The 14,092-nt window shown below is 40.4% G+C and carries 16 protein-coding genes; 12 read left to right on the forward strand and 4 right to left on the reverse strand.

The window, feature by feature from the left end; translation table 11 throughout:
• A partial coding sequence (locus R7Q41_RS23055; RefSeq protein WP_206937396.1) for a transposase occupies nt 1–251 on the reverse strand: 251 nt, incomplete at its 3' end.
• 564 nt (nt 252–815) lie between these two features.
• On the opposite strand from R7Q41_RS23055, the gene R7Q41_RS23060 reads away from it, so the two are divergent.
• From R7Q41_RS23060 to R7Q41_RS24525, 11 genes are all read left to right on the forward strand, one after another.
• Nucleotides 816–1,121, forward strand: a complete 306-nt coding sequence (locus tag R7Q41_RS23060) for a hypothetical protein (RefSeq protein WP_169567642.1) — start codon at nt 816–818, stop codon at nt 1,119–1,121.
• 100 nt (nt 1,122–1,221) lie between these two features.
• On the forward strand, nt 1,222–1,824 hold the full coding sequence (locus R7Q41_RS23065) for a hypothetical protein (RefSeq protein WP_140050539.1): 603 nt from the start codon (nt 1,222–1,224) through the stop codon (nt 1,822–1,824).
• 127 nt (nt 1,825–1,951) lie between these two features.
• Entirely contained in the window at nt 1,952–2,335 is a 384-nt protein-coding gene (locus R7Q41_RS23070) for a hypothetical protein (RefSeq protein WP_025767063.1), read from the forward strand.
• A 10-nt stretch (nt 2,336–2,345) separates the two neighbouring features.
• Nucleotides 2,346–2,588, forward strand: a complete 243-nt coding sequence (locus R7Q41_RS23075; protein WP_025767062.1) for a hypothetical protein — start codon at nt 2,346–2,348, stop codon at nt 2,586–2,588.
• Nucleotides 2,589–2,915: 327 nt separating this feature from the next.
• Nucleotides 2,916–3,089 (forward strand): HNH endonuclease, encoded by a 174-nt coding sequence (locus tag R7Q41_RS23080; RefSeq protein WP_140050538.1) that lies wholly within the window; start codon nt 2,916–2,918, stop codon nt 3,087–3,089.
• Nucleotides 3,090–3,291: 202 nt separating this feature from the next.
• Nucleotides 3,292–3,498 carry a hypothetical protein gene (locus R7Q41_RS23085; RefSeq protein WP_025767061.1) on the forward strand — a complete coding sequence of 69 codons (207 nt, stop codon included), beginning with the start codon at nt 3,292–3,294 and terminating at the stop codon, nt 3,496–3,498.
• 837 nt (nt 3,499–4,335) lie between these two features.
• Nucleotides 4,336–5,025 carry an HNH endonuclease gene (locus R7Q41_RS23090; RefSeq protein ID WP_025634880.1) on the forward strand — a complete coding sequence of 230 codons (690 nt, stop codon included), beginning with the start codon at nt 4,336–4,338 and terminating at the stop codon, nt 5,023–5,025.
• Between the two features lie 7 nt (nt 5,026–5,032).
• Nucleotides 5,033–6,220: a hypothetical protein gene (locus tag R7Q41_RS23095; RefSeq protein ID WP_025634881.1), complete on the forward strand. Its 1,188-nt coding sequence runs from the start codon at nt 5,033–5,035 to the stop codon at nt 6,218–6,220.
• Nucleotides 6,221–6,223: 3 nt separating this feature from the next.
• A complete protein-coding gene (locus R7Q41_RS23100; protein WP_025634882.1) occupies nt 6,224–6,490 on the forward strand; it encodes a hypothetical protein in 267 nt (88 codons plus the stop codon).
• Nucleotides 6,490–9,513, forward strand: coding sequence for a hypothetical protein (locus tag R7Q41_RS23105; RefSeq protein WP_203347281.1), 3,024 nt, complete (start codon nt 6,490–6,492; stop codon nt 9,511–9,513). Before R7Q41_RS23100 ends, R7Q41_RS23105 begins: the two co-directional genes overlap by 1 nt.
• Nucleotides 9,510–9,881 (forward strand): RDD family protein, encoded by a 372-nt coding sequence (locus R7Q41_RS24525; RefSeq protein ID WP_025767057.1) that lies wholly within the window; start codon nt 9,510–9,512, stop codon nt 9,879–9,881. The genes R7Q41_RS23105 and R7Q41_RS24525 overlap by 4 nt, the downstream gene beginning before the upstream one ends.
• Here the strand turns inward: R7Q41_RS24525 and R7Q41_RS23110 are convergent.
• Both R7Q41_RS23110 and R7Q41_RS23115 read right to left on the reverse strand, forming a co-directional pair.
• On the reverse strand, nt 9,878–10,597 hold the full coding sequence (locus R7Q41_RS23110; protein WP_203347283.1) for a hypothetical protein: 720 nt from the start codon (nt 10,595–10,597) through the stop codon (nt 9,878–9,880). The two genes, R7Q41_RS24525 and R7Q41_RS23110, sit on opposite strands and share 4 nt — an antisense overlap.
• A 215-nt stretch (nt 10,598–10,812) precedes the next feature.
• Entirely contained in the window at nt 10,813–12,021 is a 1,209-nt protein-coding gene (locus tag R7Q41_RS23115) for an IS4 family transposase (protein ID WP_032073033.1), read from the reverse strand.
• 1,026 nt (nt 12,022–13,047) lie between these two features.
• On the opposite strand from R7Q41_RS23115, the gene R7Q41_RS24530 reads away from it, so the two are divergent.
• Nucleotides 13,048–13,326, forward strand: a complete 279-nt coding sequence (locus R7Q41_RS24530; RefSeq protein WP_225455855.1) for a DUF1524 domain-containing protein — start codon at nt 13,048–13,050, stop codon at nt 13,324–13,326.
• Between the two features lie 84 nt (nt 13,327–13,410).
• Here R7Q41_RS24530 and R7Q41_RS23120 read toward each other — a convergent pair.
• A partial coding sequence (locus R7Q41_RS23120) for a Tn3 family transposase (protein ID WP_206947111.1) occupies nt 13,411–14,092 on the reverse strand: 682 nt, incomplete at its 5' end.

The following is a 14,092-nucleotide window of genomic DNA, read 5'->3' on the forward strand; positions in this document are numbered from 1 at the left end:
CGTTCAAATACGCCAGCATCCCGCCACTCCTGAAATCGGCGATGAGCAGAGCTTGACGAGCATATACCGGTGGCATTTAGCGCATTCCACTGGCAACCCGTCCTGAGTACGAAGAAAATGGCGTTCATTGCAGCGCGATTATCAACCCGCTTGCGGTGCGTACCCAGCGGGTGTTGAGTTCTATGTTCCGGGATGAGAGGAGCCATTTTCTCCCAGAGTTCATCACTGATTTGCCACTTATTACCTGCCATACGTTGCCCTCATAAATTATCATTATGTATTATCTGACAATTCCTTTTGGGATAGGTTCTTAGATAATAATAAGTATTGCCTAGACAAAGAAGCATTAAAAGATGGTTTTCATTGGTTGGTTCCAGACAGGGAAATAGATCCGATTAACTGGTTTAACTCAACAACATGGCAGTATGTGAACGCTGAACTTTTAAAAATAGGAGACTAAAACAGGAGTAAGACTGAAACTAGAGATGACCTTGAATTAGATAAACTATCAAACACCTCTAACCCATTCGCTTTTGAATTAACTGAAAAATCTAAGGAAAACATGCGTTCTTTGGTGAAGCATGTAGATGGTTGAACTTGGAACGAGCGTCTTGATTCCATCAACAAAAAAGATGGTAATTAATATGATGTATCGTGGCTAGACATCAACAATGATCTTTATGGTGCGGGAAAGTGGTTTTATGAGCAAGCTAAAGAAGAAGCAACGCCTTCTCATAGGCGAGATTTACATGCGCTTGTCAACTATGAATACACAGGCGATTTTTTGTCGCTGAAGTAATGGGAAAATCGAAAATATGAAAATACAGTTAGTAGCTACGATCTTAGCTGCTCTTTCCTTGCAAGCTCAAGCAACGACTCAAGAAGAAATGGTAATCGAATTAGGTCATTCTATTGCGCTAAGTTTACTTGATGCAAAGTTGGAATTGGCTTGTGACTCCAACATTAACAACCTAGGTGAAATTACTCTCAAAGTTAATCAGGAGTGCGTTTCAACAATCAACAAACTTCGGTCAACGTTAGAGACAGAGCCGACAGCAGTAGACTTGGTTAAACAGGTTGATTCTTTTATGGATTCAAATTCTATCCCACTCACTAAGTAACTTGAGAGTATTGGAAAAATCGAACTTGTGCAAAAGGCATTTAACAGGTTGATTTGAGTGCCTTTGATAGAAGTAGTAATAACAACTTGGAGTGCAAACTTTGTCAAAGAATGAAATGCAATATGCAGTATGGCAGATGCCCCATACCGAAAAAGATTTAGCTGTTTTGGTAGATGCTGCTGAGTTACCTATTCTAGATCGTGGAGAGGAGGGTGTGCTAAACCCTGACACACCATTAAATGATGATCATTTAAAACTAAAGTTGGTTTACGGTGTGCTCATGTCCAATAACCTTCGAGGTTTACAAAACTATGAAGGGATGAATCACTTAGTTGATGTCCATCAGGATAAATGGTTAGTTCATCTAAAGCCAAACGATGATGAGGATAAACCATTAGAAGCAATCTATCTTGGATTTGAAGATATGATGGTTTTGCATTGCAGGGGATTAAGACAAGGTGATTTTGCTTTCGCTGCTCTTATGGGTCTACCTGATAGCTTGGAACTTCATTCAGATAAGCTGTGGGGTGTAACATCGTTCCTTCGTTTACATGATTTAGACATGGCTACAAACCTAATTAATCGAGAAATCATCATTTCGCTAGTCGAAGAAGAAGTTGTCGAGGCAGAACTAACTAAAGAAAATTGGAAATCATTTGTTAACGAGGGACTGGCAAAGTCTTTAGCTAAAAAAGTAGGTTAATTAGGATAGGGAACATATTAGCTCATAAAAACCTTAGATTTACCTTTTAGAACCGTAAAAATGCTTCAAAAATAAGAACGCAGACCTTAAAGAAAAAGTTAAGACAACGACCAAGGACTAACAAGAAATGAAAATAGTATTAGCTAAAGAAATTAGTGATAGCCTGAGTGAATATACAAATGCCGATAGCTCCATCTGCGTACAACAAGTTACCTTATGGTTTGATGTGATTGCTACAGAGTTGGAGCTAACTGAGGTATCTAAAGAGAAACTAAACTATATCACTACTCCTTCAATTATAATCAAGTTGAGCCAATCTAATCAGCGCATACATGACCTATTATTGGGGGTTGCTGGGTATCCAAATTTAGATAAAGAAGAAGCAGAATTTCAAGTTAAGTGTAGGCTATCAGTCCTGAAATCCGCATGGATGCACAGAGCATACGGTTTGACGTTGCAAGATGCTTTCACTGATGGAGAACTATTCTTTAACGCTCTCATCAAGATGTAGGTAACACCTTATGTTAGACAATATATTAGCTAGATATTGGCAACCTAAAGGAACCTCTTTACATAAGCACCATTTACAAGCAATTGTCATCGGTTTTGTATTAAGTCTAGTGTTACTTTTCGTTGGCGTTATTAATCGTGAAATGGCTTTTTCAGTGATGATCTTGATTGTCGTACTCCAGTTCTTAGGGATGTGGTTGGCTAGAAAGAGATTTGGTAATAGAAATCCCAATAAAGTTGGATATAAAGAGTAGTTCCTGCTGGATAGAGATAGTTACGAGCCATTGCAGATCTGGTCATATAACCAAGCCGATAAAGCCAAAAAAGAAGTCCCCAAATTGGTTAGGAAGCTACTTGCTCGCACTCAGATACATCGTGCTTGGTTACAAAGCGCAACTGGCTCATTTCAGTTGCCAGTTTTAGAGCGAATTTAACGTTGGAAGATAGTATTGGAATTAGTAACTTAGATTAGAAACCAACTCACCTATGACCCTGATAGTGGCATCATCCAGTGGAAAAAGTTGGGCAGAGGCCGCCGAGCTAATCTAGTTGCGGGATGCGTCAAGCGGAAGAAAGGCAACGTGTGGCGCAGAATTGTCATTGACGGTAAAGAGTACACATCTGGTCAAATCGCTTGGTCAATAATGACTGGTCATTTTCCTGATTTCATCATCGATCATAAAGATGGTGATTCTCTAAATGATAAATGGAGCAATTTACGTAGGGGGACAACTGCGTTGCTCAGAGAAATTTAGCTAGAAGTCGCCGCAACAAAACTGGTGTGACTGGAGTGAAACAGATCAATGGCTACTTTGTCGCCTACATCGGAGTGGGTAATAAGCAAAAGTACCTTAGTAGCACAAGTGACTTTTTTGAGGCTGTTTGCTTAAGAAAGCGAGCAGAGAAACAGTACAAATACAGCCCTAGACATGGGCTGTAATCAACATTGGAAAAAACATGCCAGAACCAAAACCTAACCACCGGAAGTTCGCGGACTTTATTACTAACGTTTCAGCCCTTGCTAGTGCCTATTTCTTAGTCCGATTTGTCCTAGATTTTTCTCTAGAAACTCTAATCGAGAATGAAAATTTAATGTGGTTCTTCATTTTCGCTTTTATTACTGCAGTGTATGGTTTTATCTACGGAAAAAACGGCAAAAAATGAGATTGTAAACAACTAGATTGTGTAAAAGGTATTGAATTACACCTACATGCTTATGACAACTGTCAAAATAGGCGATTCAAATGGATTAATGCCATCAGAACAACTTGATAACAAAGAGGGAGCCATGTTCAACATAAGAACTAGACACTCGTATGGCCACTAGAAGAACTGGGGGTGGTGCTTAAAGGTCAGTAAACCCGACTAAAACTGGTGATGCTGTTGGAGAGCTAAGTGATCTCTTAGATGTTGCCCTATACAACCGCCCATGTACAAGCAGAAGCGTAAGATAGATAAGCTAGTTAAGACGCTGCTGAAACCTAAAAAGAAACATTAACTGGATAAGGAAAACTGTATGACAAGTGTATATAAACTGATATGCGAGCGAGCCTATTTTGTTGGGTATGAGCAGCTTTTCTTGCCAAGAAGTTTTAGGCGGCTGGTTGCTAGAAGTGAGTTGCACAGAGCTTGGTTAGCAGGTAATCAAGGTAATATCGGTGCGACCGATGGCGTTTTGTATCGGAAATGGTTTACTAACCGCAAGCATCATACAAATGCCACTATTAAACAGCTATGGCGTAGCATAAATCGATAACCCGAAACATCAGTATTTATAAGCAACAGAAAAAGAAAGAAGCCACATCTTTACTCATAATCGCTCGCCATCCTCTACTGTTCACCTGCCCACGTTATAAAGATATCAATCGGAAAAGTACTCAGTTCGATCTTGGTATAAGCGCTTACTTAACGCCTCTCCAAATTATTCCTTGTTAATCATCCCAATTATTATGATAATTGGGGTATTGTAAAATATCCACAAATGACATATATAGGTGAGTAATGTTCATAGGTGTTAGTAGAAGCCATCAATGGCGTTTATCAGAACCACCAGAACCATCTGATGATAAAGACTTTCAACTAAAAAGGGTGGAGTTTTTATCAGATGTTGACTATCGATGTACTGATTGCCATTTTCGTTCAGAAAAGTATCAACATGTTCATCACAAGGATGGGAATCACAAACATAACGAAATCATTAACTTTGAGTGTAAATGCCCTCTATGTCATATGTGTGAACATCTGGGTTTTGTTGCAGATAATAAACTTGCCACTTTAGTTTTTTGTCCCTCTTTGACCCAGGAGGAGCTCAATGCTTACGTTCGAATATCTTGGGTTGCAAATTACTTAGCAAAAATCCAAGGTCCAGAAAAATGCGGTACTACGCTTCTGCGTATTGCACGCGATACAGGGCTCTGGATCGAGCTCCTTTCTGCTACGGCGCAGCAAGTAAGTCAAGTGTACAAAATAACCAACATTAGGGCACTAGCTGAAGACTTTCGTGCTATGGATGACAAAGAGTATTCCGAACGTCAGTTAAAGTACCCTCATTTAAGGTTGCTGTTTACTCCAGATCCCTTTTCTCGAGAGATAGAGGAGTGGAGTAGGAACCAAGACTTCTTTTCAGATTTCTATGACCCAAACAATTGGCCAGAAATAGTGAACAACCATATCTCTAGTTTAGAAGGATAGGATATTAATGAACACATATGGCGTAGCGATATTCAACGATGAAAAAAAACCTAGGAGTGGATTCTCTTGTGTCGATGGCAAGGTGAAGGAGTTTAGTTCCTATTCTGATTTGGAGATGTCTACAATTTGGGTAACTAACATTCAACACTCTATATTTCAAAAAGAAGCCCTCTACAAAGTACCTAACCTACGTTCGTCGCAATATTTAAGGTTGTCTTTACAACAGATAATGAGGGAGTTGAATGTTAAAAAAGATATTGAAGGTATTCAACATTTAGCAAAGCTAGTTCAGTCAATTGCTGCAGATCTACAGGGTAAATTCGAACTTAATCCGGACTACCTTCGATATCGCCTTGGTGGTGAAATCCCACAATACCTGGAATCACAAGGGTTCCTACCTTCTGAACTACTAAATATAAGTGAACTCGCAGACGCTTCAGCTAAAGCGGCATTAAATGATGCGTATCAGTCATTCCAAGGTACTGTAAAGTCTGCAAACGGAAAGATCTATCATTATACCTTACCAAGGGTTGCGCATTTCGAATACTTAATGAATCAAAACTTTCCTTTGGATAACAATTGGGAAGAATTTACGTTTAGTAGCGATGGGCCAATTGTTGCTGGATATAAAAACAAAGTACTACTCCCTGATACAGAAAAAGTCATAATAGGTTTAAAGAACCTCCATAAAAATACTGCTGCAATTCTAAATATCAAAGTAAAGTCTATCGACCCAAAGCGAGCTCAAAGTTTTACCTTTGGAATCGAAGGTGTGAAATCTACAACGAGAATATGGGCTGCTCTTCCAGAGGTTATTGATATTTTACGTTACTGTGAGGTTGAAATTTTGGGAGGCCTGAAAACTAATGCTGGTAAGTTGGATGTAAGGCCTGAAATAGACCTATCAAAAAATAGATATAGTTACTCTAAAGGTGTGGTCAGTGAAAATATTTGGTGTGCCTTAGCCGATAAAGTCCACTTAGGAAGTCAAAAACAAGCTACTGGCCTGGGAGTGTACCTCAGAGCATATGACAGGATTATTTGCTCCAAACTTGCGGAAGCGTTTATGAAAGCAGGTTTCGTCGGCGGTGGGTTTGGTGTCGGTGCGGCAAGGGTTTGGTTAAGTAGCCAAGATGTAAAAAAAGCCAATATTATTGCAGAAAAATTTGGCGCAATGCCAGATATCGGAGTGTAGAAAATGGAAATTGAACCGCTAGAAATTTTCTCAGATGGTCAAATGCCCGAGACATACAAAAAGCTTCAAGATTTGAATGTGTTCGGAAAGCTTAACTCACAGTTTCATAACTCGTTTGGGGTACAGGATGTCATTAAACTAGATCAAATTGAACAGCTAGATGATGCGGATAAGAAAGCTCAAATGAGTGAATTAATCACAGCCCTATCTACAAGAAGAGTGGATACTCAACCAGTTATTGCGAAGAAAGTAAAGAGGTTAACTATCTAATGGGAGCTCTTTCATTTTTAGCGAATCTAATCGCCTATAAACCCTATGAGATTTGTCAATTAGAAACAACATCAAGCATTGACCCTCACTCACTGCTAACTCACGATGGTTCAATGGTTACCCTACTAAAGTTGAACGGGGCTTACAGGTTCTACTCAAATAAGCAGGAGCTTGCCATACTTGACTTTATGGCAAGTAGAGCTCGACAAAATTTTACAGACAGTGGAAACAGAATAGATTTTGTTATCGATATTGATTCAAGTCGTTCTGAGAGCTTTGTGAACAAGTGTCTTAATACAGTGGACTCTGTATCAAAAACGATGGGCTACCAAAATGAGAAGTTAAACAAGACTGAAAAGAGCCTCATTTCTCAGCTAATTAAGCCAGAGATGACCTATATTGTATTGACTACGACACCCCAAACTCTTGATAGACCAAACATCAAAGAGGGTAATGAAAATAGAAAAAAATTGGCAGATGAATATGGTCACAGTTTAAGCAGTAGCTCTAAGACCCAGAATCACTGGGTAGAAACGATGCAGATTTACGACCAGCATCGTTCTTTTGTTACAGAAATGACTAATATTTTTTCTGAGTACGTTCTATTCGAAAAACTAGAGTCTCATCGTGCATTAAAGGAAATCAGAGATCTTCTATACCGAGACTTTGAAAACCAGGACCGTTGGAAACCATCCACACGACAAGAATCATCTCCTAAAATAATGAGCAATCATACCTACAAGGTTGATACTGATGAGATTGGGCATAGCTCCATACATTCGCAGATAGTAGAACAGCCTTTTGAGGATGCTAAAAGACCTGACTTTAAGTTTTTCAATGGTCACTGCTATACCACGCTTGAGCGTTACTTAGTCGGGGATGAGCCTATGTTAATGAGGAGTTTTATAAACCGAGTTAACAGAGATGTTCCTATGCGTATATCGTACACTCTGGTTTCTGGCTCCCAAAGTATACAAACCTCTAAAATGACTAAATCGAGTCTCACCACATTCGTTGCTAAAACTAACCCAATATCAAGTGAAATTCTGAAAGCCTGTAATAAGACAACAAAGTTCATTCAAGAAGGAGGGTGTGCAGTAGAGTGTTATATGTCGGTGACTGTTTGGGGTGATAACGAAACGGAAACTAATACACGTTTCAAAGCCGTACAAAGTGCACTTAGAGGTTGGGGAGGGGAAAGGCAACGTATGTGCTCATTTCCTATAGAGGGCCTTTTATCCTCTTTACCTGGCTATAGCTCAAGGCCTGTTGGGAGAGCGAGTAATGACAGTATTGAAACAGCCTTCTCGTCCGCTCCAATCATACGTCCTGCCTCGCCGTGGGACTCCGGCGTATTGCTCTATATCACACCTGATGGCAAGCCATGGCCTATTGACTTTGATTCAACACAGTCACATCACTTGAATTTAGTTAGTGGATCTATGGGTTCTGGTAAGTCAGTTCAAGCTGGTGTATTAACCAGGGCAATGCATTTCTTAGCTGGAACGACATCGTTGCCTCTTATTGCGGGGGTCGACTATGGTGAGTCAATATTATTCACTGCCGAAACTGTTAGGGCAAACCTGAAGAAAGAGGATAGAGCTAAAGTAGGGGCAATCAGTCTTGCCAATGAAAAGACAAGCGCTTACAACATGCTTGAGCCACAATATGGTTACAATAAATTGGCTAAGCCGGAGAACAACACTGCGACTGCTTTTGTTACTAAGATAGTCAATGGTGGCTCGAAACAGCCAATCCACGTACAACTTGATAACTGTGTTTCAGCAATAATTGACAGTATGGTAGCAAAGGCTATTTCACAGCCTAGGAAAATTGACCCTTCGCAACCCGGCGTCGATAAAATACAGAAAGAGCTTGCTCACCATCTTGTACAAAAACATTTAAAGAGCGAGTCGTCGTACAGCTACCTAAACGCCCGTAATGCCCTATACAAAGCATCGAATGAAGAAGGTATATCTAACGCTCAACGACAATATTTCCTAAGATTGTCAAAAATAGCTCATAGGTATATTTGGCCGCTGATCTCTGACTTACCCAAAGAGGTAAAGTCGGCTGAACAGCAAAGCGCTATGGGTTCTTTCAAAGTTGGAGGAGAAAAACTACTGGACCTAATTGGTGCTTCAGTGCAGCTGATGACAGATCGATATAGCGCAATTTTAGGCTCATATCCGATGGTAGATTACTCTGACCTTTCAATGCTGTTTGTAAACGCTAAACCAGTTGTAGATTCCGCCCCAGCAGCGATGAAAAATGCATGGTTTATTCTTGCAAAAGGTCTAGCTCAAAGGCATTTCTGGGTACATGAAGATGATGTAAAAAATGATGCAGATCCTGTGTTTTATAAGCGTGCACTTCGAATTGCTCGAGCGAAAAAGCCTTTACCCAAGTATTACTTCCAAGACGAATACGAACAGGCTCAATGTCCTGAGTTAGATGAAAACTTTGATAAAGAAGTAAAAACAGCGCGTAAGTATCGTGAGATCATCACTTTATTGACACAGATGTACGAAGCTTTCCCTCCATCTATTCGCGACTTGGCTACTAATACCTTCATTTGCAACATCCCAGGTGTAGGTACAGAACGGGTGATTAAGGAACAGTTTAAGCTAACAGATGATGAGTTTGAATCTATAGAATCGTATGTCGGTAAAGCTGGAATTTTAAATGGCATGGGGCGCGGAATCTTGTACATAGGTAAGCTGAAGAAAATACAAGCGCCAATTATTCAACCTATCGTATCGGTGTTACCTCCTGGCTTAGTATGGTCATTAGCAAGTGATGCCGAAGATGTTCATGTCAGAAGAAAAGTAAAAGAGGCATTAGGTGACTCAGTACCTTATGATGAATTGAATATTGCATTAGGACAGGTTTTGTCGTTCCCAGATATGAAAGCACTCATCAAGAAGAAGGGTGAAGTCGATGATATGACTGACAAAGATGTTTACATTGATTGTATCAATAGGGTTAAAGAACATATTTTATTAAACGGAGTTGGTACGTGATAAAGAGATTTTTGGCATTTGTAACCGACTATTGTTTGATTAGCTTATTATTCGGTATTTTAGAGTTTTACGTCTTTGAACTAAATGCGTTGACTATCCAAAGCATAGGTTATTTCTATGTGTTCTTTTTCTTTACGATGATGGGCCAATACATACTTTTGAAGAGGACGTTAGGGGAAAAAATATTCAAACTTCAGGTGCAAGGAAAAGAAGGTGAGAACGTTGAGGTTTCTACTTATGTGTATCGTTTGTTCGGTACTCTAATTTGCTTAACGGTGCCGATTTTGTTCTTGATAGTTGTTTTCCCTAAACGTCGATCTCTGTCTGACCGGATGAGCTCGAGTAACGTCAAAACTCGTATAGTTTAAAGAATCTTTTCTGTGGCAATATCTATTGGCTCATCAGGGGATATTGTCATTGAGTGGTTAACACGCCATAGAGAAATGGGTGAGCGACTAAATCTATCTAAGTTATAAATCGAATCGTCAATTTGAACCATACTCCGGTAAATCACTTTTCCATGATTATTCTTCAGTTGCAAGATAAAGCTCGGCGTGGAGTAGTCCGAAGTGTTTCTTTGCATCTGAGTGGTTAGTATTTTCTGAATACTGTAACGTTTTGAGCCATTATCGATTTTAGATATTAGTGCGGTAAAAACCTTGCGTTCAAATGATGAAGTAATAGGTACCTGATTTGTCAATGAAACGATTGGTTGGATGTAAACGGTGTGTAGCTTAATTCTTTCTGAGTGCATTTGGCATAAGGTTGCTAAGACGAAATAAGGTCCTTCCACTTCTTTAAGTGCCGATTTGGCTAAAGGGCTCACCAAACGGGTAAACGACAGACACGTGTCATCAATTACTAAAGAATGTTCTTTTAACTCAATAGTATTGGTGATGAACATGCAAAATGCTTGTGGGCGTCCAGGGCCTTTCCACCCAGCCCCGGTTTTACGATAGAGTTTTGAAAAAGCGTATCTCAAACCTGTTGGTCCGATAAATATGTATTTATCAAGAGTACTACTTCCAAAGAGGATTTTATTGGCAGACCTCTTAAGTTTGAATAAGTGCTGTTCAGCCGACATAGATTTTCCGGAGAAATGCCAATTTGATAGTGTGTCGGTTAATAAATGATAATACAGCCTTTCTAACTTACTCTCTCCATGCCGTACACTGGGCGTTCGTGTTGAAGTTGACTTTGGATTAGTTGAATCAGTTCCAGTAGAAGGGAGCGCTCTGTGATAAATAAAGGTATTAAAATCTGATTCTTCGGACTCAGGCGAAATACTGAGGGATCCCCTCATAATTTCCCCAAAGCACAACCATGTTTGAATAGATTTTGAGCAAGCAGGGTTGCAGCCGCGAGCAAGTCTTCCCTCGTTATTGTGTAGCCAGAATGCCGCAAAACTTCCATCCCTAAGCGCACTGTTGAGAGTACATTTCGATTTTTGACAGTGTTAGCTTGGAAGTGCTTATCCCAACCTTGTTTCTGACCATGAACTCCAGCAAGCCAAAATGTCAGTTGAAGCATTAGGGCGATTAGCAGCATGATATCAAAGCGCTCTGAGCTGCTAGTTCGGCTATGACGGAGGCCTAAACCGTAGGCTGGGCTTTTCAAGTCTCGGAAGGTTTCTTCAATTTGCATACGCTTCGAGTAGAGCCTAACAAGTTGCTTTGGTGTTCGGATTTCAACGGGCAAGTTAGTCGCTAAAACCCATGGTTCTTTTGTCGAAGCGGAGTAGATTTTAGGTGACGGATGATGACAATTAGTCCGTGTCGAACGCTGATTTTTTCGGCCTTTAGGACGTGATTTATACAGTGCAATTTGACATGAAATTGGGTTGCTCTTAGTCAACCTCTTATAGCCTAAAGTCTTTGAGCGACTTGAGGATATGCTATGTAAGTTGCTGATAGGTTGCCAGTTTTCCGCACCTAAATCTGCATATTGCACTTTCCCTCTGACTCGACTTAACCAGTACCAACCTAGCTTTTCAACGGATTTATACCATGGCACTTTAAAGCCAGCATCACTGACAATGAGCGGTGTAGTGTTACTCGGTAGAATGCTTGCAAGGTCGGCTAGAAATTGGTCATGAGCCTTCTTTGAACATTGCTCTGAAAGCGGAAAGGCTTTCTCATAAAGAGTAATAGAACGACCATGTAGTGCCACCGAAGCCCGCAATACCATAAGCCGTTTTTGCTCACGAATATCAGACCAGTCAACAAGAACAATGGGCATCGAATTACCTGAACAGATAAAGCTGGCATGCCAACGGTATACAGCGAGTCGCTCTTTGTGCAAGTGACGATTACCTAACAATCTGTCGATTCGTTTGATGTTATGTTTTGTTCTGGCTTTCGTTGGCAGGTTACGACCAAGTTCGGTAAGAGTGAGCGTTTTACATTCAAGTAATGCGTGGCAAGCCAGCGTTAAACTGTTGAGTCGTTTTAAGTGCAATTCAGGGCAGAATTGGTAAAGAGAGTCGTGTAAAATATCGAGTTCGCACATCTTGTTGTCTGGTTATTGATTTTTCTCAGAACCATTTGATCACATGACAAGATGTGCATCTACCTTAAATTTATGATTTTTATCAAAATCATTAGGGGATTCCTCAGGGCGAAATATCTCTATTTACCGCTTCTCTGCAACCTTTTATGTCTGAGTACAAGGGACAATTTTGCAGATGTTGGCCATGCTCATAATGATTCACCATGAATATGTAATCCCCCCTTTTACGTAGATACATTGTGGCTGGTGGTGATACACAGTGGCAATTGAGTACTGAATCAGAAAGACGGAGAATTTTTAATTTGGATTGGGCTTCTGGGCTTTTAATACGATTTTTAAGCAGCAAGGAAGGTTGTTCAAAAGTGTGATGTTCAGAGTCCAAATTTTTATCAGAACTAGATACAGTTATGTGCATGCGAACACCTATTAATAGAATGCAAAAATATACCACATTAGCTATGAGGCAATACCGCCTGTAAATCATTAAACGATGACAAATTAACTACAAAAGGCAAATATATAGTATGAGATATCTTCTAGTTACAGTTCATAATTATCCCAGGTTTTACAAAAGTGACGGTGAGATAGTTCACATTGATCTAAATTATGTGGATTCCAAAACTATTTCTTCATTAGATGAAAATGGAGATTTATTTCACGTTAAAGTATCTGGAAGTCCTCCGTGTGTTCGTGATATTTGGTTAATTGATTCGGTAGATGTGGCACTAGATACATTGGCTAGTTATGGGATCTATCCATTCAAGAATAAGGCCGCAGCAAGAGCGAATGCCAAAAGGCTTGGGCTTAGTGCATTCAAGTATATTGCTGTACCATAATAATCAATGGAAGTTTATGAAAACAATTTCTAAAGCTGTTCTTACAAGCATCTTATTGGTTTCTTTTGATGCTTATTCAACAGAGATATGGCGGGGTTTAATAGTCAAACCTGAGAATAGATGTTCTCCATACGATAAATCTCAACAATACAACTATTCTCAACGAGTAGAAGATCACATAGTAAGTAGTATGGGGGGATTGATATATGGCCCTTACACTGGCAGTTACTTTGAATCTGACCGATACACAGACATTGAGCATATAGTGTCAACAAGTGAAGCACATGATAGCGGAATGTGCTCACAATCCAGTGAAATGCGCATTCAATTTGCCAGTGATCTCCTGAATCTTACATTAGCTTCACCTACTGTAAACCGTTGTGGTGACAACGGTAAGTGTGGAAAGGACGCTGGAGAGTGGTTACCCCAAAAAAACAGATGCTGGTTTGCTAATAGAGTGGGGTTCTAGGGATTTTCCCCTCTAAAAAGACATAATCCTCTGTAGACCACACCAATAAATGGCTGCGGAGGTGGTTTACTTTCAGCTTGGAGCCTAATCATCCACTATCGGCCTTGTTATTTCGCCAATATTGGGCAATTTCCCAGTATTAGTGAAGTTATACGTTCCGCTTAAGTTGATATTTTGCCACGCAACGGGCGAAACAGCACGAGTGATACCCGCTTTCTCTTCATCTCCTCTCGCTTCAAAGTGTCCCAGCAGATGACTCAGTATCGCGGAGTTGAAGTAGATGATCGCGTTGGCAAGCAATCTTGCACATTCATTCCAGATAGCGATTTCACTCTCGTTTTTGCCTCGGAACTGATCGCCATTCACCGACGCAATAGCCCGTCTCAGGAAGTGCCACGCTTCTCCCCGGTTAAGGGCACGCTGAACGTACTGCCGCAAACTGGCATTGTCTATGTAATCCAGTAAATATTGCGCTTTGACCAGTCGATTATACTCCGTCAGCGCCTGTAATGTCGGGTGCCCCGAAGGATAACCAGACAACTTTCTTACCAGCATTGCCTGTGTCGTTCGCTTTGTCTGAAGTGACAGAACAATGCGCCTAATATCCTGCCATCCCGTTTCGATGACATTCGTCCTGATGGGCTTTTTCAGGGCAAGGTTGGTGCCGCCGTGTTCATTTTCAGTTACGGCAAACAGATCATTGATGACACTACTGAACTGCGCGTATCGCGGTGCAAAACTGTAACCGCATAGATCCAGTAAGGCG

The organism is Vibrio sp. 2096 (genome assembly GCF_033339595.1).
Classification (GTDB): domain Bacteria; phylum Pseudomonadota; class Gammaproteobacteria; order Enterobacterales; family Vibrionaceae; genus Vibrio; species Vibrio alginolyticus.